The sequence below is a fragment of the Mesorhizobium sp. WSM2561 genome, from assembly GCF_000513915.1.
In the GTDB taxonomy this organism is placed as follows: domain Bacteria; phylum Pseudomonadota; class Alphaproteobacteria; order Rhizobiales; family Rhizobiaceae; genus Mesorhizobium; species Mesorhizobium muleiense.
In genome coordinates this window covers 1-20613 of record NZ_KI911324.1, presented here as the reverse complement: position 1 = coordinate 20613, position 20613 = coordinate 1, and the positions used below count along the sequence as shown (strand labels likewise).

The window sequence follows — 20613 nt, the reverse complement described above, 5'->3', positions numbered from 1 at the left end:
GTGGAGCGAGCATCAGTGAGCGGTCCGGCGGTCACCGGACCGAATGGCGCAAGCTAGCACAAAGCTTGGTTTCGATCGGTCCAAAGAAATCGACAGGAGAGGTCGATTGATCTATCGTTCGGCCTGATTTCCCCAAACTTGACCAAAAACTCGATGACAGAAGACCAATTGGACCGGATCGACAGGAACATCCTTTCGGCGCTGGGCAGCGACGGCCGGCTTTCGATGTCGGAACTCGCGGCAAAGGTTGGCCTGTCGAAGACGCCGGTGCAGGCGCGGGTCAAGCGGCTTGAAAAGGACGGCATCATCCGAGGCTACCAGGCGATCGTCGACCGTGAGCGCATGGGCGAAGGCCATGTCGCCTTCGTCCAGGTGAAACTGTCGGACACCCGCTCGGCCGCGCTCGACGCCTTCAACCGTGCCGTGCAGGCGGTGCCGGAGATCGAGCAATGCCACATGATGGCGTCGAGCTTCGATTATCTGCTGAAAGTCCGCACCACCGACATCGCCGCCTATCGCCGCGTGCTCGGCGAGCGCATCTCCGCCCTGCCCCACGTCGCCCAGACCTCGACCTTCGTGGCAATGGAGACGGTGAAGGACCGGTAGGCGCGCTGTTGCGGTAACGAACTTTCGATGCTGGCGGGACAGCGCCCCCCTCTGTCCTGCCGGACATCTCCCCCACTTGGGGGGAGATCGGCGGCTTCGGCGACAGTGCCCTTTTTCTTCAATGTTGAAAATTGGCGAAAGCCGAGGGGACAGCCAATCTCCCCACTTGTGGGGGAGATGTCCGGCAGGACAGAGGGGGGCGCGAAGGATCGCTACCGAGCAGCTGGGTCCCTCACTCGGCCAGCGTCTTCAAGAACGCCACCAGTGCCGCGCGCTCGCGGTCCGAAAGCTGCAGCGGGTGGATCTCGGATACACCCTCGACACTGGCAGGCGCCTTCGAATAATGCGCCACAACCTCCTCGAGCGAGGAAAACTGCCCGGCATGCATGTAGGGCGGACGGGTGGCGGCGCCGCGCAGCGGCGGCGTCTTGTAGGCGCGGACGAGTTCCGGCCCGGCCTTGACCATGAAGCGCAGCTCGCCGCAGGCGCCGGCGTCGCCATCGCGATACGCGCCGAAACAGTTGAACGGATCGGCCTCGACTTGGCGCACCGCGTCCATGCGGCCGCGATCCGGCGGCAGATTCGCCACCGCCGGCACGCCGGTGTTGTGAAAACCGCCGTCCGTAAAACGCGGCCCGGTATGGCATGTCACGCAATTGGCCTTGCCGATGAACAGTTTTAGCCCGAGGATTTCTTCGGGCGACAAGGCATCGTCGCCTTGCGGCGCCTGTATACCGGTATCCAAAGCGGCGGCGAACCGGTCGAAGCGCGTCTGCGGCGGCGCGATCGATCGCTCGAAGGCGGCGATCGCCTTGCCGATGTTGACGAAGACGCGGTTGACGTCCTGGGCTTGTGCATCGGACATGGCATTCCAGGCAGCCTTCTCGGCATCGCTGCCGAGCGGACTGGCATTGGCCGGCACATTTGAAAGGTCGGGCAGCGGCCCGAAGATGCGCTCGTAGCGCTCGCCGAATCGCGCCTTGATATAATGCGCGTAGGCGGCGCGGTTGCCGGCCTGCTCCAGCGGATTTTCCAGCGGCGCCAGCGCCTGCGCCCAGAGACTGTCGCGCCGCCCGTCCCAAAAGAACCATGCGTCATGCGCAACGCCGGCCAGCGGCATGGTGCGCCGGTTGGTGCGGCCGACACCGACCGCTCGCGGCAGATCGTCCTGGAACTGCCGGTCGATCTTGTGGCAGGTCGAGCAGGAAACCTTGCCGTCGCCGCTCATCCCGGCGTCGAAAAACAGCGTCGCGCCGAGCGCGGCGGCGGCCGGCACGTCGGCGAAGCGGTTGGTGGTGTCGGCTTTCAGCGGCGGCAGGGCTGATAGCGCCAGCGAGGCGATGGTCTTCTTTTCGGCATCGGAAAACTCAGGCTTGCCGCACCCGGCAAGCACAGCCATCGCCAGCAGCGCGAAAAGTCGCGGAAAGCGGTTCATCTTGCTCCAGCGCTCAGAGCAACACATTGAAGACCACCGTGTCGGATCCGGCCGCCGCCGAAATGGCGAAATGCAGTTGCCACAATCCGCTCATTGTGAATTTCACCCCGCCGATGCGATAGCGGCCATCGCCCAGATAATCGGTCGCATGCGGGCTGGTCGGCAGACCGTGCCTGTGCTGCGGCATGCCGCCGGATATCGAGATCGCAGCGCCCTCCACCGGGGTTCCCGCATTTGTCTTCAGGGTCAGCAGCCAGGATTGCAGTTCGCCCTGCCTGACAACGCCCCGCTCCGGCTCGAAACTGGCCACAAACAGGCCGTTCGCCGTCTCTTTCGAACGGGCAATCTCGGAGCCGGCGAGCCGAGGCGCTTGCGGCGCGGTCAGAGAGACGGCGGCGAGAATGCCGGCCAGCAAGGCAGCCAGACCAACACCTGCCAGAACGTAGCGCCATAACGATGCCAAACCGGTTCCTCTTCCAGAAATAACGTCTCACTGAGCGGATCGCGTCCCGCCGCGCAGCTGAGAAAACGCCGCCGGCGCAAAAATCCGCTGCCGCCAAGCATGGCGCTGGCGCCCGCAAAAAGCTACAGCACCGGATCTTGGTTTGTGCATGTCGTTATCCCAAAACCGCTGCGCAAGCTGTGGGCGACATGCACCAGGAGAGAGATACATGGCAGGAAACGGCGTCGCCTCGATCGGTGAATGCATGCTCGAGCTTTCAGGCCAGGCCGGGCCGAACTGGCGCATGGGCTTTGCCGGCGACACGTTCAATACGCTGTGGGCGTTGCATGCGCTGAGCGGCGACCGGCCGGCAACCTATGTGTCGGCCTTCGGCGACGACCCGTTCTCCCGCGACCAGATCGATTTCTTCGCGCAAAACGGCATCGGCATCGGCGCCAGCCCGATTATACCAGGCGCACGGCCTGGCCTCTATGCAATCACGCTGACTGGCGCCGAACGCTCCTTCACCTACTGGCGCGGCGACGCAGCCGCGAGGCAGCTTGCCTCCGACGCGGCCGCTTTGGCGAAAAGCCTTGAAAATCAGGTGCTTGTTTACTTTTCCGGAATCACTTTGGCAATTCTGGACGACGCCGCGCGCAAGACACTTTTGGCGGCGGTGGCCAAGGCGCGCGCCGCCGGCTCGCTTGTCGCCTTCGATCCCAATTATCGGCCGCGGCTGTGGCGCCAGCGCGAGGAAGCACAGACCGCGATCCTCGATGCGCTGGCAGTCACTGACATCGCGCTGCCGACCTTTCCCGACGAGCAGATGCTGTTCGGCGACGCAGCGCCGCAGAAAACCGCGGAACGGCTGCGAAAGCTGGTCGGCGAAGTCGTCGTCAAGAACGGCGAGGAGCCGGCGCTGATCGCCGCAAGCGGGACCCTGCAACCCGTTCCGGCCGTGCATGTCGCCGCCCCGGTCGACACCACCGGCGCCGGCGACTCCTTCAATGGCGCCTATCTCGCCGCCCGGCTTGCCGGCCATGTCCCGACCGCGGCGGTGCTGCACGCGCATCGCGTCGCCGCCGCCGTCGTCCAGGTGCGCGGCGCGCTGGCGCCATTCGAGACGTTAAGGGCGGCGTTCGAAGATTAAACGCAATCGGACTGGCTGCCGCCAACCGCCGACAAGCTTGCAGCCCAAGGCGGTCGTTATCCGCGCTTTTCGATGACGCCGTAGAGGACGTTGCGGTTCTCGCCAAAGAACACCTGCGCCTCGACGGTGTTTCGGTCGACGCTGGCATTGATGATGTTCCACATATCGGCCTCCGACCGCAGCAGCAACACCCAGTTCATGAACGTCTCCCGGTAGCCGGCGTCAGGGTTGCCCTCTGCGTAGTTCGCGAAGAGGAATGTCCCGTTCGGCTTCAACATCTGCAGGCAGGTTTTCGTGAGCTTCACGGCGACGTTGTGCGCAAGGTAGTCGTAAAGGCCGGAGGCATAGATGAAGTCGAACTTGCCAAGCTTGTGGCCCCTCGTGAGCATGGTTCGCACCGAGCCGTCGATCGCCTCTACCGCAGTGCCCTGAAAGTCGCGCGTGATCAATCCAACACTCTGAGGATCCTGATCGAGCGCAACCCAGCGCTTGAGACGGCCCTCCTGTAAGGCGGCGGAGCGATTGGCCTCCCTTAAATGGCCGGCCGCAATCGCCAGGACCTCGGCTTGAGGTCCATTCCTGGTCGCAATCTCATCGACATATCGGGTCAAAAGATCGCGTCGTTCGCGTGCCGCGACGCACGACGGCACATCCTTGGTATGCCTGTAGAGCGCCTTGCCGACCTCCGAGGCGTTTGCCACGCTCTCCGCCACGTGCGGATCACAATAGATGTAGTCGAGCAACTGTGCGTCGCCGGAATAACCTCTGGGCTTGTCGTGGGACCACCGCGTCAGCGGATCCTCAAGAAAGTACTCCAGGACCGGGTGGTCCCGCACCACCGGCATCAATGCTTGCCAAACGTCCGGATGAACCTTGGTACGCATTGCTTCGAGATGCGCCATCAGACGGCGAATGATCTCCGCGGGGTCCTTCTGCTGCTCGATCTGCTGGTGCGTGATGTGGAGAATGAGCGCAAGCTCGACGCGAGCGGTTTCGAACGCTTCGCTATGAGGCTCGAGCTTGCTTCGAGGGAGACTGGCGGCGATCATCTCGGCAGTAATCAGACTTTTGCCATCGAGGATTGTTGCCACCGCAGAACTCCATAATCACATTTAACTAGATATAGTTAGATATTGCCTAAAATTTTATCTTTGCCAAGACACATCCCCGGCATTTTAGCGGTGTCGTTAAATTGCCGCCAACCATGCTGGTTTTTTGGACGCCTCGCGGGTCGGATTCCCGATACGAGTTAACGCAAACCTATATGCGCGACTGCATATTGCTTGCGAGGCGCCGCAATTCGCTGTCGCGCCTGAGGAGTCGGCCGGCGTGGGGGCAGAAGCTAGAAATGAGTTCGGCATACAAAGCCCCGTTCAAATGGGGCTTAGGGTGACGAACGAATACGCGTCATCCGCATTGGCCGATATGGTTCATGCGGAACCGCTTGAGCGGCGCTACGAGCCGCGATCCGACGAACTCCGCAACCTCTACCGAGAGGAAGGCCAGGCGAAGCGAAGAATGGACGCCAGGCCGGGGCTTTGGATCGCCGTTGCCATCTATCTGCTGTTTTCGGCAACGGATCTGCTGCTGATCCCGGATGTCGCGCTCTATACGATCATGGCACGCTTCGCGGTCGGAGTGACGGCGCTGTTGACCCTGGAAGCACAACTTCGCCGCGGGGTCGCCACGGAATGGATTGACGTGACTTGCGCTGCGGCCATCATCTTTGGCTATGTCGGTTGGTTGTCCCCAGCGGTGTTGGGCACGGACAAGGAAAGCGTCTCTTATTATATGGTCTTCGGCACCATCTTTATGATGAGCGCCAATCTATTTTTCACGTTTAAATTCAGCCTGTCTATCGTGACTTCAAGTATAATTCTCGTAATATTGTATATTGTAAATTACTTTGTGCCCTCCACTTTAACGTACAAAATGGTCTTTGGAACTTTCTACATCTCATGCTTCACATTCACATCCTACGTAAACTGGAAGCTGAACGAGGAACGTTACAACGTCTTCCTGAACGCCCTCGAAGCCAAAATCCAGCACAAGGAAGCCACCGAGCGCGGCCAGGCGCTGTTGAGTCTGTCGAGAACCGATCCGCTTACGGGTCTGGAGAACCGGCGGGCGATTGACGAGAAGCTGCGCGACTACTGGAGCGACTGGCAAAGGCATGGCAGCGTTTTTGTGGCGATCCTCATCGACGTGGACTTCTTCAAAAGGTTCAACGACTACTACGGACATCAGGAAGGCGACCGCTGCCTGATACTTGTCGCCAATGCCCTTGCCGAGATGATCAAGCAGCACAATGGCTCAATCGGCCGCTACGGCGGGGAAGAATTCATCGTCCTGGCTCGCATGGAGAAAAGGGAACAGGTTGCAGGTCTCGCGGAAGCCATTCGAAGCACGGTGGAGAACCTCGCGCTTCCCCACCAGCAGCGCAGGGACGGCACCTCGGTGGTGACGGTGAGCGTTGGCGCTGCCTTCACCAGGCCGCAGACCGGCGCCAAGCTGGAAAAGATCATCCACGAGGCCGATCGTGCGCTCTATCTGGCAAAAGCAGGCGGTCGCAATTGTACCTGGCTGTTCGATCCAAACGATCCCCAGAGCAGCGACGAGAGCGAGAATATTGCGGCCTTGCTGAAGATCGCGATCGGCCAGGATCTCGTTTCACTCGTCTATCAGCCGATCCAGAATGTGGCGTCTGGCCGGGTTGAAGCCGTCGAGGCTCTGATGCGCCTCAAAATGCTGGACGGCACATCGGTTCCGCCGAGCCTGTTCATTCCTGTTGCGGAACGAACCGGCGCGGTGCTGGAACTCGGGCGCTGGGCCATAAGGACAGTGTGCACTGAACTCCTGGCGGACGATCACGTCCGTGTCGTCAGCGTCAACGTCTCTCCAATTCAGCTCAAGACGCCCGGCTTCGCAGCTTCGGTTGCGACGATTTTGAGCGAGACCGGCATCGCCGGCAGCAGGCTGGCCCTCGAAATCACCGAAGGGCTGGAGATGGAGATGCACTCCGACATTCTGCGCTGCATCAGCGACCTGAAGCTGCTGGGGGTCAGGGTATGGCTTGACGACTTCGGGACGGGCTTCGCGGGCCTCTCATGGCTTCGTCTCATCGATTTCGATACGGTGAAGATCGACCGCTCGTTCCTGCATGACTGCGGCACCCCAAGGGGCAAGGCGATGCTGCAGGACATTATTGCCCTGGTGCGAAATCGCGGCCATAAAATCCTGGTCGAGGGGGTGGAAACCGACGAGCAACTGGCCCTTATCCGCGAATTCGACATCGATAAGATCCAGGGCTTTCACGTCGGCCGACCTGCTCCCGCCGCGAATTTCCGCACCAAACCGGCCACCCACAAACGCACATTGTCGATCGTCAAGTCGGCATGAATAGCGGCGAGCGGCTTCCGCCAGCCGTCGTCGCCGCGCTTGCCTCGGCAATGGTCCAGCGGCAATGTCTCGGGCCCGGATATCCGGATAGCCGATCGACCGTCGCCGCCGTCGATCTCAGCGGATCAGGCCTGGCTCATTGCTTCGTGCTCGCCTCCCGGAACGCCGCCTCTCCGGCCTCCGACACCTCGGCCCACTTCTTGTCGGCTGCCGGATCCGCGGCGTAGCTGTCGTGCCAGTTCCACCATTTGTAGGCCGGGGTCTGGGGATAGCCCTCGGGCGAGTCCTCCCAGACCTCCTGCCGGCCCAGCGGCGTGATGTCGAGATAGTTCCAGGTGCCGCCCATCTGCTCGTCGCCGCGGTTGTTGATGAAGTAGGTGCGGAACACGCGGTCGCCGTCGCGGATGAACACGTTGTGGCCGTGCCACTCGTCGACACCGAAATCGGCGTCGAAGCTGTCGGTGAGGGTGAACCATGGTATCTCCCAGCCCATCCGCGCCTTCAACCGCGCAATATCCGCCTGCGGCGCACGCGAGACGAAGACGAGAGTGGTGTCACGGGCGTGCATATGGGCGAGGTGGGCGACCTGGTCGGCCACCATGGAGCAGCCGCGGCAGGCATGGTCGGGCCAGCCGAACACTCCCGGCTCGAAGAAGGCGCGGTAGACGATCAGCTGACGCCGACCGTCGAACAGGTCGAGCAGGCTCACCTTCCCGTCGGGCCCCTCGAACGCATAATTCTTCTCCACCGCCATCCACGGCATCCGCCGCCGCTCGGCGGCCAGCGCGTCACGGGCGCGGGTCTGGGCCTTTTCCTTCACGAGCAGCTGCTCGTGGGCCGCTTCCCACTCCTGCGGCGACACCACCGGTGGCGTGCGCATGGCAGTCTGTCCGCTTTTCCGTTCGCTCTTGGCTGCTGAAGTCATGGCTTCCTCCTGATCTGGGCGAATTCCCGCGTCGCTGAAGCACGGCTCATTCGCTGCTCATCGCTGGTTGTTGGGCCTAAAATAGTTTGGCACCGGAAAACGACCAGTGGGAGTAACAAGTGTGACGCTATTCCGGGCGCCGCCGTTTGCGACTCTCGCCGACAAGGCGCGCCCTTCCCATGCTTCGGTGACTGCTGCCATCTTTCCGCTCATGCCTTCATCGGCCGTCCTTTCGGCAAGATGAAGCGGTTGGTCGTGTTGGAGGGGAACGGAACTGCCGCAACTTGCCTGATCGGTTTCCCCCTTCGCCACGCGTAGGATCCGCTGTTCCAGCCGCCGCCGACTCGATTTGCAAATCGGCGCAAAAGCTCCCAATCTGGTCGCCGCCGCAGCAATGCTTGATACTTGTTAGACGGCGAAACAATGGGAGGAAATTCGCACATGAAAAAGACCTGTGTCCGTCTGGCGGCAACGGCAGTAATGCTCGTCTCTGCCGCCAGCTCGGCTTACGCCGACAGCCTCACCCTCTATTGCGCCGCCGACGAGGCCTGGTGCCAGCAAATCAAGACCAGCTTCGAGGAAAAGACCGGCATCACCGTCGACATGACCCGCAAGAGCTCAGGCGAGACATATGCCCAGGTGCGTGCCGAGGCCGGAAACCCAAAGGGCGACGTTTGGTGGGGCGGCACCGGCGATCCTCATCTTCAGGCCGCCGAGGAAGGACTGACCGAGGAATATATGTCCCCGATGCGCGGCGAACTGCACGACTGGGCGATCAAGCAGGCGGAAGCCGCCAACAACAAGACGATCGGCGTTTACTCCGGTGCGCTCGGCTTCGGCTACAACAAGGATCTGTTGGCCAAGGGCAACCTGCCGGAGCCGAAATGCTGGGCCGATCTGACCAAGCCGGAATACAAGGGCCACATCCAGATGGCCAACCCGAACTCATCGGGCACCGCCTATACAATGCTCGCGACGATGGTTCAGCTGATGGGCGAGGACAAGGGTTTTGAGTACCTGAAGGCGCTCCACGCCAACATCAACCAGTACACCAAGTCCGGCTCCGCTCCGATTAAGGCCGCGGGTCTCGGCGAAACGACCATCGGCATCGTTTTCATGCATGATGCGGTAGCGCAGACGGCAGCCGGCTTCCCGATCGTCACGGTGGCGCCTTGCGAAGGCACCGGCTATGAGATCGGCTCGATGTCGCTGATCAAGGGCGCCCGCAACCCGGAAGCGGCGAAGCAGTTCTACGACTGGGCGCTGACCGCCGAGATGCAGTCGAAGGCCAAGGACGTGAAGTCGTTCCAGTTGCCGTCGAACAAGAACGCCACCGCGTCCGAATTGTCGCCCGACCTGTCGACCATCAAGCTCATCGACTACGATTTCAAGAAGTATGGATCGAGCGCCGAGCGCAAGCGCCTGCTGCAGAAGTGGGATACGGAGGTCTCGACCCTGCCGCAGTGATCATGCGCGTCCGCACTGCCACGAGCGCGCTTCACCCGACCGTCGTCCTGTGGACGGCGGTCGGCTTGCTCGGCTATGCGCTGCTGCCTTGGTACGGGTTGGACAGCAATCTCTTCACCCTGTCCTGGCTGCTGGACGGCTATCCGCTTGACGATGACGTAGCGCCGGCGCTTTTCCTTGTGCTGCAAGGCGACAAACTCTGGCTCGCCCCTATCGGCCCGCTGCTTCTCGCGCCGCTCCTGCTATGGCGGCGGCGCAAGTCCGATCCCTTCTTTGGCTATTTGCTGATCGCCGTCGGCGCGACCGGCGGCGCCTATTTCCTGCTTCAAGGCTTCGGCATTGGCCTGCGTGGCTTCCAGTGGCAATGGCTGACCTCGCCGTTTGGCGAGCTTGATGACCGCCAGTTTGGCATGGGCTGGGGAGCACTGCTGGTAGGCTGCGCTTTCCTGTTCCTGTTCACCCTCGGGCTTGCGGCTCGCGGCGCGGTGGCAGGCGACGAATTCGTCGCCGGCTCGATCGGCTTCGTTGTCGCTGTTGTCGCCGTCTTCATCTTCATGCCGATCGGTCAAATGCTGGGGAGCGCGCTGCTCACGCAAGAGGGCGACTATTCGCTTCCCGTCTTTCTCGCGAAACTCTCAAGCGACCGGCTCTGGAGCCTCGGCTGCCTCACCGGCGGCCCGCGCTGCGGGGTCGCCTGGAATTCGCTCCTTCTCGCCGTGCTCGTCGGCGTGACGACCACCGCGCTCGGCCTTGTCTTTGCCCTGGTGGTGACCCGTACCGGCTTTCGCTACGGCGCGCTGTTGCGCGCGCTGACCGTGCTGCCGATCATCACACCACCCTTCGTCATCGGCCTCGCCATCATCCTTCTGTTCGGCCTCTCGGGCGCCATCAATCTGGGTTTCGCCGAGCTGATCGGCGTCCAACCGACGCGATGGGTCTACGGCCTGCCTGGCCTGCTCATCGCCCAGGTGCTGGCGTTCACGCCGATCGCTTTTCTGGTGATGATCGGTGTGGTCGAGGGTGTGAGCCCATCCATGGAGGAGGCCGCGCAGACCCTGCGCGCCAATCGCTGGCAGACATTCATCACCGTCTCCTTGCCGTTGATGCGGCCGGGCCTGGCCAATGCCTTTCTGCTCGGCTTTATCGAGAGCATGGCTGATTTCGGCAATCCGCTGGTGCTCGGCGGCAATTTCGATGTGCTGTCCACCGAGATCTTCTTCGCCATCGTCGGTGCGCAATACGACCAGGCGCAGGCGGCGATCCTCGCCCTCGTGCTCCTGTTCTTCACGCTCGGGGCGTTCTACGCCCAGCGATTCTGGCTTGGGAAGAAGTCCTACACGACCGTCTCCGGCAAAGGCGACGCCGGCGTTCACCCGCATCTGCCGGCAAGATTGCGCAACGTCGTCTTCGCGGTGGCCGCCGTCTGGACGCTTTTTACCTTGCTGATTTACGTGACGATCTTTTACGGCAGCTTCGTCAAGCTGTGGGGCGTCGATTTCTCTCTGACTTTTGAACACTACGTGACGGCGTTCTCCATCGGCTGGAACGAGTTCGGCATCCACTGGCGCGGGTCGGCCTGGAGTTCTTTCTGGACGACCATGGAAATAGCGATGATCTCCGCGCCGCTGACCGCGGCCATCGGACTTTTGACCGCCTATTTGCTGGTCCGCCAGAACTTTGCCGGCAAGGACACCTTCGAATTCGCGACGATGCTGTCCTTCGCCATTCCCGGCACTGTGATCGGCGTGTCCTATGTGATCGCGTTCAATGTGCCGCCGATCGAGCTCACCGGCACCGGCATCATCCTGGTGCTCTCCTTCATCTTCCGCAACATGCCTGTCGGGGTCCGCGCCGGTGTCGCGTCGATGTCGCAGATCGACCGCAGCCTCGACGAGTCGTCCCTCACTCTGGGAGCCAACTCCTGGCAGACCTTCCGCAAAGTGGTGCTGCCGCTGCTGCGGCCGGCCATCCTTGCCGCGCTGGTCTATTCCTTCGTTCGCGCCATGACCGCCATCAGCGCCATCATCTTCTTGGTCAGCGCCCAGTATGACATGTCGACCAGCTATATCGTCGGCCGCGTCGAGAATAACGAATATGGCGTCGCCATTGCTTATTCCGCCGTCCTTATCGGCGTCATGCTGGCGGTGATCGGTCTGATGCAGCTTGCCGTTGGCAGCCGCATGATCGGCCGGCGCGGTCTCGACGGCGATCTGGCGCAGTCGCGCACCAATGTCAGCCAGGCGGTCGTGGCGCGTCCACAGCCGGCGATCTCGGGAGGCGGATGATGGCCGAAATTCGCGGCAATGCCGCCTCAGTCGAATTCAGGAATGTCACCAAGATCTACGGCAAGAGCAAGGCGCCCGCCGTCAACGACATCTCGCTGTTCATCGAGGCCGGGAAGCTGGTCACCCTCCTTGGACCGTCGGGCTGCGGCAAGACGACCACCTTGCGCATGATAGCCGGACTGGAAATGGTAACGAGCGGCCAGATCCTGATCGGGGGCGCCGACGTCACCCGGCTGCCGGCCACTGATCGTGATGTCTCCATGGTGTTTCAATCCTACGCGCTTTTCCCGCACATGACCGTGACCCAGAACGTCGAATACGGCCTGGGCTTTTCCGGATTCGGCAGGAAGGAGACGGCCGAGAGGGCCAGAGCCGGGCTTGAACTGGTCGGCCTCTCCAATTTCGGCGACCGCCTGCCGAGCCAGCTTTCGGGCGGACAGCAACAGCGTGTCGCGGTGGCGCGGGCGCTGGTTCTGGAGCCGCAGGTGCTGCTCTTCGACGAGCCTTTATCGAACCTGGATGCCAAGCTCCGCCGGCGCGTGCGCGAGGAAATCCGCGAGATTCAGCAGAAACTGGGCCTGACCGTCGTCTATGTCACCCACGACCAGGAGGAAGCGCTCGCCGTCTCCGATCGCATCATTGTCATGAACAATGCGGTGATCGCCCAAGACGGCACGCCACGCGACCTCTACGAGCAGCCCGCGAATGCTTTCGTGGCCGACTTCATCGGCGAAGCCAACATGTTCCAATGCGAAGTCGTGTCGGTCGAGGGCGACAGCGCCACCGTGCATCTGGGACCCGCCGTGCTGAAGCTGCCGGCTCGCGGCCGCAAACCGGGGCCGGCCAAGCTGGCGGCGCGACCGAGCCGCCTCGAGATTGGTGAGCCGAATGCGCCTGGCGCCTTGCCCGGCACGCTTGAAAAAGTGACCTATGTCGGCAGCCACCTCGAGTTCGTAATCGCCACGCAATTCGGCGAAGTCTTCGTGGTCTCGCCGGATGTCGATACCGAGTTTCGAGCGGGGCAGCCGGTGAGCATCGGCTTTCCCGAACGCGGACCCGTGCTGATCACAGACTGAACGCCTCTTTGCAGAGCGCGTGGACCTTGTCGAACACGCCCTTGCCGCCCGCGATGACCAGTGTTCCTTCCTCGAGGACCGTTTTCGGGTCGGGCGTGACGACCGACCCGCCGGCCTCTTCGACCAGAAGCATGCCGGCGAGGCAGTCCCAAGCATTCATATGCTCCTCGACATAGGCGAGCAGTCTGCCCGAGGCGACGTAGGCAAGCATAAGCGCACCGGATGCATTGCGGAAAAACACGCCGCCCTCCTGAAGCAGGAGATCGATCAGCTTGGCGACGGTGCGCGCTTCACGACGATTGGAGAAGCCGGTTCCGACCGAGCCTTGCGTCAGGCTCGTCGTCGGGCTTGTCTTGATGGGCCGGCCGTTGAGGAAAGCGCCGCCGCCGCGGCGTCCATAAAATGTCTCGCCGGTAGAGGGTTCATGGATAACGCCCACGACCGCCACACCCTCCTTGACGCAGGCGATGACGACGGTCCAGGCCGGGATGCCGCGCAGAAAGTTGGCAGTGCCGTCGATTGGATCTATCACCCATGTGTAACCCGATCCGCCGGCGAGTGCGGCGTGTTCCTCTCCGATAACACCGTCTTCAGGATATTGCGCCGCAAGCTCCCGGCGGATGAACGTCTCGACATTCCGGTCGGCCTCGGAGACCAGGTCCTGATGACCCTTGCTCTCGATTGTGAGTGTCTCCAGTTGTCGGAAATATTGCAGGCCGAGTTCGCCGCCGCGCCGCGCCAGCGCAGTCGCAAACAGCATCCGATCGTTATCGTCACCATTCACGCAGTCAATTCCGTCATTGTTTCTGCTTCCATTCGTTCCCCGGCTCTTTGTACTCAAGGCCCAATTCTGCAGGGAAAAGTTGAGGTTAAGGCTCGGCGATCGGCTGCCATTCGTGGATGATCTTGCAACCTGGCAAGTCGAAAGCGAAGAAATGTCCTTGGAATGGTTGATCCCGACTGCGCGAAATCGGCGCATCCAGCAGCTTGCAGAGCAGCAGCGTGCCAACACCGCCGTGCGCGATGAAAGCAATGTCGCCGTCGTGATGGGTCGCAAGAATGCGAAACACGGCCCGCGCTACGCGATCCTGGGCATCGAGCGCGCGCTCCCATCCGCAAACGCTCTCATGTGGATTGGCGAAGAAGGCGTCAGCAACTCGTTCGAAATCAGCGGGTGGAAGAAAGCCTGTTGCGGAGCGATCATTCTCGCCAAGGTGCTTATCCAGTTGGACGGGCAAGCCAAACCCTGCGGCCAGCAGGCCAGCCGCTTCAATTGCCTTGGCCTCGGAGCTCGACCAGATGGACCTCAGGCCCGACAGCACCGCGTTGCCCGCGAAAGCCCTCATCCGGGTAACGCCGCGACCCGAAAGCCGCCAGGCTGGGACTGGCAGGGCGGGATCAACGGAAACTTCCGGATGGGTGATAAAGAAGGCCGTCGGCATGCCGTTGCGCTCCGATAAAATCCTTCCAACGCCTAACAGAGCTGATCAAGCGCAGGAAGTATCAACACACACCAACCACGCATTGCACGGGCACTTTTCACAGCCTCAATGGATATCAGAAACAGGAACGTCTGTATCGCGCTGCCATGAGCGGACCTCCGGCCATCAAAACCGCTACATTGTCTCCAAACTCGTCGCAGTTCATTCCGCGCACCGGTCTGCGATTGCCGTAGCGCCCGATCAAGGCGCCGAAATAGGGGGTCAAGGATTCGTAGTCGGCGAGTTTCTTGAAGCCGAGCACGACGTTGTCGAGCCTGCCCCAGCGGTCGGGCACATTGATCGCCGTGATGATACCGCCATAGGCAAAGCCACCCGATTGAGACGTAGAACGCTCCATCGCGGTATGATCTGAGCCGATGCCCCGGCCGGCATCCGAAACCCATCACAAGTCCGGACCTTGCCAGCGCCGTCGGGAAGGTCGAGTCTCGAGACGCTGGCCGAGGCACTGCCTAGGTGTGGTGGTCGACGAGGTGAGCGCTGTAGGAGGCGACGATCCCTCCTACCCAGGCTTGTGACAAAGTCGATCGAGCAGGTCTCGAAGCGCAGTTGCGGCTTCGTCACGCTCGTCAGCAGACATCAGCTCGGGCTCAGCTTCCAGTCTGAGATGCGGCAGTTCGGTTCGAACGGCGCGACGGGCAGCGACAAGATTGGCCTTCGCATCGATGACGCGATACGTGGCGACCGGATAGGCGATCCCTTTGACGTGGATGCGCCCCAGCTCGTCGCAGTCAATCGTGTCCTTCACTTGCGCAAACGTCTCATAAGAAATGAGCACGGTCCCTGGCTGCGCCTCCTGCTCAAGACGTGAGGCGAGATTCACAGCGCCGCCGATTATCGTGTAGTCCATCCGGTCCTCGCTGCCGAAGTTGCCGACAGTGCAGTAGTCGGTGTGAATGCCGATGCGGCAGCGCAGTGGTGTTTCAATTCCAATGTCGCGCCAGACTTCGGCAAGTTCGCTCATCCGCTTCTGCATGGCGAGAGCCATTTGCACGCCGGCGAGCGCGTCCTCCTTGACGCCGCGAGTTTCCGGATCGCCGAAAAACATCAGAATCGCGTCGCCGACATACTTGTCGATCGTCGCGCCATGATCCGAAGCAATTTTCGACATTTCCGTCAGATAGTGATTGAGGAGCTGGGTGAGGTCCTCCGACTCCATCTTGTCGGTGGTCTCGGTAAAGCCGGCGATATCCGAGAAGCATATTGTCAGCTTCTTCCGCTGGCTGGCGATCCTGACTTCCTGACGGCCGGTGAATATCGAGTTGTACACCTGGGGCGCCAAGTACTTCGCCAGCTTGCTGGAAAGCGCCTCGAGAGCCGCGGATTTCTCGGCGAGATTCTCCTCCCGTAGCTTCAGCTCGGTGATGTCCGAGTAGACCGCGACTGTGCCGCCGCCGGTGATCCGCCGCTCGCTTATCATGATCCATCTTCCGTCGCCTCGCAGCTGCTCCCACGGTTCGCCAGGGTTGCGGTGCCGGGAGAGCCGCTCGGCGACCCATTCCTCGAATCGTCCCTCGGCATCCCTGATGTAGCCGCGCTCAGCGGATCGGCGGATGATGTGCTCGAATGTCGTACCGGGCGTCAGTTCGATCGCAAGGTCGCTGTAGAGCAGTTCGCGGTAGCGGCTATTGCTAAGGATGAGCCGGTCCTCGCCGTCGTAGAGAGCGAATCCCTCGGAGATGCTCTCGATGGCATCGATGAGCCGCTGGCGCGCTTCGGCGACCTCGCGCAGGTTCTTTTCCTCGATCTCGACTGCAGTGTCCCGGAAGAGCCTGAGCGCCTCGGCCATGCGGCCGATTTCGTCGTGGCCCACGGCAGGCAATGGCGCACGAAGATTGCCACCGGCGATTGCGAGCATGCTTTGGCTCACCCCTCCCAGGCGGGCGAGGAGGCTGCGGTCGACATAGAGCCAAACAACCAGAACGGAACTCAAGAGGCTGAGAAAGGCGGAGCCAAGGACAACTCCGGTCCCGTAGCGCTGGACGACCGCGGCTTCGAGACCAGATGCGGTGATCTCGCGGTCTGCCGCAGCGACCAGGCGATCGACGGCAACGGTAAGACTGCGCGACAGCTGATTGTTTTCGGCCAGAAGCTCTTCGCCCTGCGCCAGGACGGCGAACTCGTCCTGCCGCGCCTTCGGGATGCTGTTTCCACCGTCGATCAGTGCCTTGAACTCGTTGACCCGCTGCTGGAAACGGGTTCGCAGCCTATCGTCGATCTCGTTGGAAATCGTGTCCAGAACGGCGAGTGACCGGCGCAGCGGAAACAGGATCAACGCCAGATCGCCTGGCGTCGGCGCGTCCGCCGTGTTGACCAGCGCGTCATTGACCGCCGAGATCTCCTGCTGCGCCTTCTGCTGCGGGATGTAGGCCGCTATCGACTGGACCAGGTCGGCCGTCGCCTCCGCGCCTCGATCGGACGCGAGCGGCGTGTCGGCCGTGACCGCCCGCCATTGCTGGAGTTTGGAATTCATCACGAGCATGCCGGGCGCCACAAGGCGCTGGCTTGCATTTGTCGTAGCCGACAGGCGACGTAACAGTTCCTCTTTGCGCGCCACCACGGTGAGGCGGGCGGCGACAAGGTCGTCGAGGGCGTTGAGATTGCGCCGCAGACCAAGCACCGCAGCCTCGATCTCAGCCACTACCGCCGTGCTAGGCTTGGCGCCTTTGAGAGCGGCAAGCAGTTCCTCGAGGCGCGTCATCTCTGCCGCGATCGCAGTCGAGACCTCGTTATGCTGAGCCTTGCTGGTCGAAGCAAGTGCGGCGGGCGCAGTGGCGGCGACCCGCTCGGCCTGGCGCGACAGCTGGAGGGACGCGAGCGCCGACGGCACACGCTCCTTGGTGATGTGGTCGACGACCTCCCCCACCTCGAGGAAGGCATAAAGAGCGGCTGTTGTCGCGAGCACCGCGAAGGTGCTGATACCGAAAAAAGCGAGCAACAGACGGCCGCGTATGCCGAGACGCTTAAGCATCGCGGCGACGCATTGATTCAGCTGGCGCGGCCGATAGGGTCTGCACAGATTGGCTCAAGGCGATTCGCCGGATCGGTGGTCCATTACTCCAACGGCACGTATTCGCCACCCTTCCAGACATACCATACCCAACTCTGAACAGTGAGGTCGCCCTTATTATCAAAGTCCATACGGCCCAACACAGTGTCAAATTGATTGCCGCGCAGTGATGCAATCACGGCTTGGAGTTCTAGTGAGCCTGCCTTCTCGACCGCCTGCGCCCAGGTCTGGGCGGCGCCGTAACTGTGCAGCGTCCAGGAATCGGGTTCGAAGTTCTCGGCTCGGAATCGTTCGACGACTTTGGCCGCTTCGGCATTTCGACGCGGGTCGGGGACAAAGGTGAAGAGCGTGCCCTCGGCGGCAGGGCCGGCAATCAGCCCGAATGCCTCGGTCGCTGTATCGTCACCCGAGATCAGCTGAACCGAGTAGCCCCGGTCGCGCGCCGCACGGACCATAAGCGCAGCCTCGGTATGATACCCGCCCATGTACAGCACGGCGATATCCGCCCCCTGTAACGTGCTGATCTCGGCCGAGTAGTCGTCTTTCCCGGGAGTGTAGCCTTCATAGATTGATTCGGTCACGCCCCGCTTGTTCAACTGCTTTCTTGTCTCATCGGCGAGACCCTTCCCATAGGTCGTATTGTCGTGAAGGATCGCGATCTTCTTGTCGCTCCAATGATCGGCCAAGTAGTTGCCGGCCTCGAAGCCCTGCGCATCGTCGCGACTGCAGACGCGGAAAACGTTGGCGCGGCCTTGTTCGGTCAACATCGGATTGGTCGAGGACGGCGAAATCTGCAGAATTCCCGCCGCCTCGTACACCTCCGATGCCGGAATCGAGGCTCCAGAGCAGTAGTGCCCGACGACGAACACTACACCGTCAGCCACCAGCTTTTGGGCAGCAGCCACCGCTTGATTGGGATCGCAGAAGTCGTCGACCGTGATGAGCCGCACCGGCTCGCCGAGGACGCCGCCCGCCGTATTGATGTCGGCCACAGCCACCTCTGCGCCGCGCTTCAATTGTGTGCCAGTCCATTCGAGCTTTCCGGTCATCGGGCCTGCGACCCCGATCAGCACCTCCGCCCGCGCAGGACAGCTAAGCGCGGCGGCCGCGAGCGCGACAATAGCTACGGTGATGATACGGTGCATGGATGCACCCCAAAGGCCGTAGCTTACGCCAATCCCGTCAGCGCCGACAGTCCTTTTCCGCGAGCGTGGATTGGGTTCCGATCCGAGAGCGTCGCGCGTCTAATGGAAGCGCAAAGGACGCTCTTTGAACTTTGCGCATGATCCTTTCCGGACCGAAGGTCAGCACAGCAAAAGGCCGGTTCCGGCTTCCGGCGTCAGGCGTCAGGCAGTCGGAACCGGTATTCCGTCACATGATGATAGATCTGGCCCGGCCATAGCGTGGCCTGCGGGAAATACGGCCGGTTCGGCGCATCCGGCCAGACCTGCGGCTCCAGGCAGAAGCCCGAATAAGCCTTGTAATGAAAGGCCCCGAGCCCTGGCGAAGCTGGCGCCAGATACTGGCCGGTATAGAGCTGGACGCCCGGTTCCGTGGTCCACAGCTCCATCTCGACACCTGAATTCGCGCCTTGCGCCCATGATGCCAGCTTGAGCGGCCCGCGCGTCGAGGCAAGGCAGAAATTCTGGTCGTAGGGGAGCTGCTTGCCCTCGCTCTCCATGCGCAGCGGCCGCGCCTGACGGAAATCGAACGGCGTGCCGTCGACCGGCTTCACGACGCCGGTCGGGATCAGGTCGCCATCGACCGGAAGATAGGCGCCGGCGTTCAGCATCAGCCGGTGATCGAGGACATCGCCGGCGCCGCCGTCATCCAGGTTGAAATAGGAATGCTGGGTGAGATTGCACAGCGTCGGCTCCTCGCAGGTGGCGGTCAGCTCGACGCTGAGCGTCCCTGGGATCTTCAACCTGTAGGTGCAGGTCACGTCGAGCGCGCCGGGAAAGCCCATCGTGCCGTCGGGATCATGCAGCGTCAGCGTGACAAAATCCCTGCCATGCAGGGAAACCTCCCATGGCCGGTGCGAAAAACCTTGCGAGCCGCCATGCAGCGTGTGCTTGTCGAGGAAGTTGCGCTCGGTCTGGTAGCGCTGGCCGGCGATTGTGAAGCGGCCATCGCGGATACGGTTGGCATAGCGTCCGACGACGGCGCCGAAGAAGGCCGTATCCGTTTCATAGGGCTCAAAACTGTCATAGCCGAGCACCAGCGGCGCATCGTGGCCGGCCAGGCGCAGATCCTGGATGATGGCGCCCAGCCCGATGATGTTGGCGGTGAGGCCGCCGCCGCGGATGCTGAAGCGGCGGATGGCGTCGCCCGCCTGCGTCGTGCCGAAAACCTCACCGTCCTTCATCGCCATGCCCGAAACGCCAGTTGGTTGATCGATCCCGGCTCGCCGCGTGGGCCGGCTTGGGTCCATTGACAGTCAACAGACCCTGCCCGATCAGAGGCCGAGGCCGCCGATGCAGACATATTTGGTGTCGAGATAATCCTCGATGCCCTGATGTCCGCCTTCCTTGCCGAGGCCCGATTCCTTGACGCCGCCGAACGGCGCCTCAGGCGTGGTGATGAGGCCTTCATTGACGCCGACCATGCCGTATTTCAGCCCTTCCATGACCCGGAAGGCGCGGCCGAGATCGCCGGTGTAGAAGTAGCAGGCGAGGCCGAACTCGGTATCGTTGGCGAGTGCGATCGCCTCCTCTTCGGTTTCGAACTTGAACACGGGCGCTACCGGGCCAAAGATCTCTTCCTTCATGAAGCGCATCTTCGGTGTCGCGTCGGCGATCACCGTCGGCTGAAAGAACGAACCGCCGAGCGCATGGCGCTTGCCGCCGGCGACGATCTTGCCGCCCTTGGCGGTGGCGTCGGCGATCAGTTCCTCGACCTTCTCGACCGCCTTCTCGTCGATCAGCGGCCCCTGCTGCACGCCGTCATCGAGGCCGGAACCGACCTTCAGCCCGTTGCTGGCGGCGGCGAGCTTTTCGACGAACTTGTCGTAGACGCCGGCCTGGACCAGGAAGCGGTTGGTGCAGACGCAGGTCTGGCCGGAATTGCGGTATTTGGCGGTGATCGCGCCGGCGACGGCGCGCTCGATATCGGCGTCGTCGAAGACCAGGAACGGCGCGTTGCCGCCNAGTTCCATCGACACCTTCTTGACGGTGACGGACGACTTCTGGATCAGNATCTTGCCGACCTCGGTCGAGCCGGTGAAGGTGATCTTCTTGACCAGCGGGTTGGCGCAGATCTCGTCGCCGATCTCGCCGGCGGCGCCGGTCAGGATGTTGATGACGCCCTTGGGGAAGCCGAC

At 62.0% G+C, this 20613-nt stretch carries 17 protein-coding genes; 6 read left to right on the top strand and 11 right to left on the bottom strand.

The genetic code is table 11. The features are described from left to right. Positions 1-153 precede the first annotated feature (153 nt). On the top strand, positions 154-606 hold the full coding sequence (locus tag M727_RS0133470) for an Lrp/AsnC ligand binding domain-containing protein (RefSeq protein ID WP_023803583.1): 453 nt from the start codon (positions 154-156) through the stop codon (positions 604-606). Positions 607-838: 232 nt separating this feature from the next. Here M727_RS0133470 and M727_RS0133465 read toward each other — a convergent pair whose 3' ends face one another. Next, the gene (locus M727_RS0133465; protein ID WP_027156143.1) at positions 839-2041 is read right to left on the bottom strand and encodes a cytochrome c peroxidase; all 1203 of its coding nucleotides are present in this window, start codon (positions 2039-2041) and stop codon (positions 839-841) included. A gap of 13 nt (positions 2042-2054) precedes the next feature. Further along, complete coding sequence (locus M727_RS0133460; RefSeq protein WP_027156142.1) at positions 2055-2504, bottom strand: FixH family protein; 450 nt, start codon at positions 2502-2504, stop codon at positions 2055-2057. Between the two features lie 208 nt (positions 2505-2712). On the opposite strand from M727_RS0133460, the gene M727_RS0133455 reads away from it, so the two are divergent. Beyond that, complete coding sequence (locus M727_RS0133455) at positions 2713-3633, top strand: sugar kinase (RefSeq protein WP_027156141.1); 921 nt, start codon at positions 2713-2715, stop codon at positions 3631-3633. A gap of 56 nt (positions 3634-3689) precedes the next feature. On the opposite strand, the gene M727_RS0133450 is transcribed toward M727_RS0133455, so the two are convergent. After that, positions 3690-4724, bottom strand: a complete 1035-nt coding sequence (locus M727_RS0133450; protein WP_027156140.1) for a class I SAM-dependent methyltransferase — start codon at positions 4722-4724, stop codon at positions 3690-3692. A gap of 334 nt (positions 4725-5058) precedes the next feature. Between M727_RS0133450 and M727_RS0133445 the strand changes: the two genes are divergently transcribed. Continuing rightward, positions 5059-7032 (top strand): EAL domain-containing protein, encoded by a 1974-nt coding sequence (locus M727_RS0133445; RefSeq protein ID WP_036264460.1) that lies wholly within the window; start codon positions 5059-5061, stop codon positions 7030-7032. A 136-nt stretch (positions 7033-7168) separates the two neighbouring features. Here the strand turns inward: M727_RS0133445 and M727_RS0133440 are convergent, their stop codons facing one another. Next, positions 7169-7957: a DUF899 domain-containing protein gene (locus tag M727_RS0133440; RefSeq protein ID WP_051505856.1), complete on the bottom strand. Its 789-nt coding sequence runs from the start codon at positions 7955-7957 to the stop codon at positions 7169-7171. A 441-nt stretch (positions 7958-8398) separates the two neighbouring features. Here M727_RS0133440 and M727_RS0133435 point away from each other — a divergent pair, with 441 nt between their 5' ends. The 3 genes from M727_RS0133435 to M727_RS0133425 are packed head-to-tail and all read left to right on the top strand — an operon-like array spanning position 8399 to position 12785. After that, positions 8399-9424 carry an ABC transporter substrate-binding protein gene (locus tag M727_RS0133435; RefSeq protein WP_027156137.1) on the top strand — a complete coding sequence of 342 codons (1026 nt, stop codon included), beginning with the start codon at positions 8399-8401 and terminating at the stop codon, positions 9422-9424. A gap of 2 nt (positions 9425-9426) precedes the next feature. Beyond that, on the top strand, positions 9427-11709 hold the full coding sequence (locus tag M727_RS0133430; RefSeq protein WP_027156136.1) for an iron ABC transporter permease: 2283 nt from the start codon (positions 9427-9429) through the stop codon (positions 11707-11709). Next, a complete protein-coding gene (locus M727_RS0133425) occupies positions 11709-12785 on the top strand; it encodes an ABC transporter ATP-binding protein (protein ID WP_027156135.1) in 1077 nt (358 codons plus the stop codon). The genes M727_RS0133430 and M727_RS0133425 overlap by 1 nt, the downstream gene beginning before the upstream one ends. Here the strand turns inward: M727_RS0133425 and M727_RS0133420 are convergent. The 7 genes from M727_RS0133420 to M727_RS0133390 form a co-directional block, all read right to left on the bottom strand. Continuing rightward, positions 12775-13545, bottom strand: coding sequence for an inositol monophosphatase family protein (locus tag M727_RS0133420; protein WP_023803562.1), 771 nt, complete (start codon positions 13543-13545; stop codon positions 12775-12777). The genes M727_RS0133425 and M727_RS0133420 overlap by 11 nt on opposite strands. Before the next feature lie 109 nt (positions 13546-13654). Further along, positions 13655-14227 (bottom strand): histidine phosphatase family protein, encoded by a 573-nt coding sequence (locus M727_RS0133415; protein ID WP_027156134.1) that lies wholly within the window; start codon positions 14225-14227, stop codon positions 13655-13657. A gap of 115 nt (positions 14228-14342) precedes the next feature. Next, a complete protein-coding gene (locus M727_RS0133410) occupies positions 14343-14624 on the bottom strand; it encodes a hypothetical protein (protein WP_027156133.1) in 282 nt (93 codons plus the stop codon). Positions 14625-14786: 162 nt separating this feature from the next. After that, positions 14787-17255, bottom strand: a complete 2469-nt coding sequence (locus M727_RS0133405; RefSeq protein ID WP_027156132.1) for an adenylate/guanylate cyclase domain-containing protein — start codon at positions 17253-17255, stop codon at positions 14787-14789. Between the two features lie 83 nt (positions 17256-17338). Beyond that, on the bottom strand, positions 17339-18439 hold the full coding sequence (locus M727_RS0133400; RefSeq protein ID WP_027156131.1) for a branched-chain amino acid ABC transporter substrate-binding protein: 1101 nt from the start codon (positions 18437-18439) through the stop codon (positions 17339-17341). Between the two features lie 194 nt (positions 18440-18633). Beyond that, positions 18634-19665: an aldose epimerase family protein gene (locus M727_RS0133395; RefSeq protein WP_027156130.1), complete on the bottom strand. Its 1032-nt coding sequence runs from the start codon at positions 19663-19665 to the stop codon at positions 18634-18636. Positions 19666-19749: 84 nt separating this feature from the next. Further along, a partial coding sequence (locus tag M727_RS0133390) for an aldehyde dehydrogenase family protein (RefSeq protein ID WP_027156129.1) occupies positions 19750-20613 on the bottom strand: 864 nt, incomplete at its 5' end.

Bases quoted from the DNA above. Each gene is read 5' to 3' on its own strand.
- M727_RS0133415 (WP_027156134.1), bottom strand. From the start codon at position 14,227: ATGCCGACGGCCTTCTTTATCACCCATCCGGAAGTTTCCGTTGATCCC.
- M727_RS0133405 (WP_027156132.1), bottom strand. From the start codon at position 17,255: ATGCTTAAGCGTCTCGGCATACGCGGCCGTCTGTTGCTCGCTTTTTTC.
- M727_RS0133410 (WP_027156133.1), bottom strand. From the start codon at position 14,624: ATGGAGCGTTCTACGTCTCAATCGGGTGGCTTTGCCTATGGCGGTATC.
- M727_RS0133470 (WP_023803583.1), top strand. From the start codon at position 154: ATGACAGAAGACCAATTGGACCGGATCGACAGGAACATCCTTTCGGCG.
- M727_RS0133455 (WP_027156141.1), top strand. From the start codon at position 2,713: ATGGCAGGAAACGGCGTCGCCTCGATCGGTGAATGCATGCTCGAGCTT.
- M727_RS0133420 (WP_023803562.1), bottom strand. From the start codon at position 13,545: ATGCTGTTTGCGACTGCGCTGGCGCGGCGCGGCGGCGAACTCGGCCTG.
- M727_RS0133445 (WP_036264460.1), top strand. From the start codon at position 5,059: ATGGTTCATGCGGAACCGCTTGAGCGGCGCTACGAGCCGCGATCCGAC.
- M727_RS0133465 (WP_027156143.1), bottom strand. From the start codon at position 2,041: ATGAACCGCTTTCCGCGACTTTTCGCGCTGCTGGCGATGGCTGTGCTT.
- M727_RS0133430 (WP_027156136.1), top strand. From the start codon at position 9,427: ATGCGCGTCCGCACTGCCACGAGCGCGCTTCACCCGACCGTCGTCCTG.
- M727_RS0133395 (WP_027156130.1), bottom strand. From the start codon at position 19,665: ATGGCGATGAAGGACGGTGAGGTTTTCGGCACGACGCAGGCGGGCGAC.
- M727_RS0133400 (WP_027156131.1), bottom strand. From the start codon at position 18,439: ATGCACCGTATCATCACCGTAGCTATTGTCGCGCTCGCGGCCGCCGCG.
- M727_RS0133435 (WP_027156137.1), top strand. From the start codon at position 8,399: ATGAAAAAGACCTGTGTCCGTCTGGCGGCAACGGCAGTAATGCTCGTC.
- M727_RS0133425 (WP_027156135.1), top strand. From the start codon at position 11,709: ATGGCCGAAATTCGCGGCAATGCCGCCTCAGTCGAATTCAGGAATGTC.
- M727_RS0133440 (WP_051505856.1), bottom strand. From the start codon at position 7,957: ATGACTTCAGCAGCCAAGAGCGAACGGAAAAGCGGACAGACTGCCATG.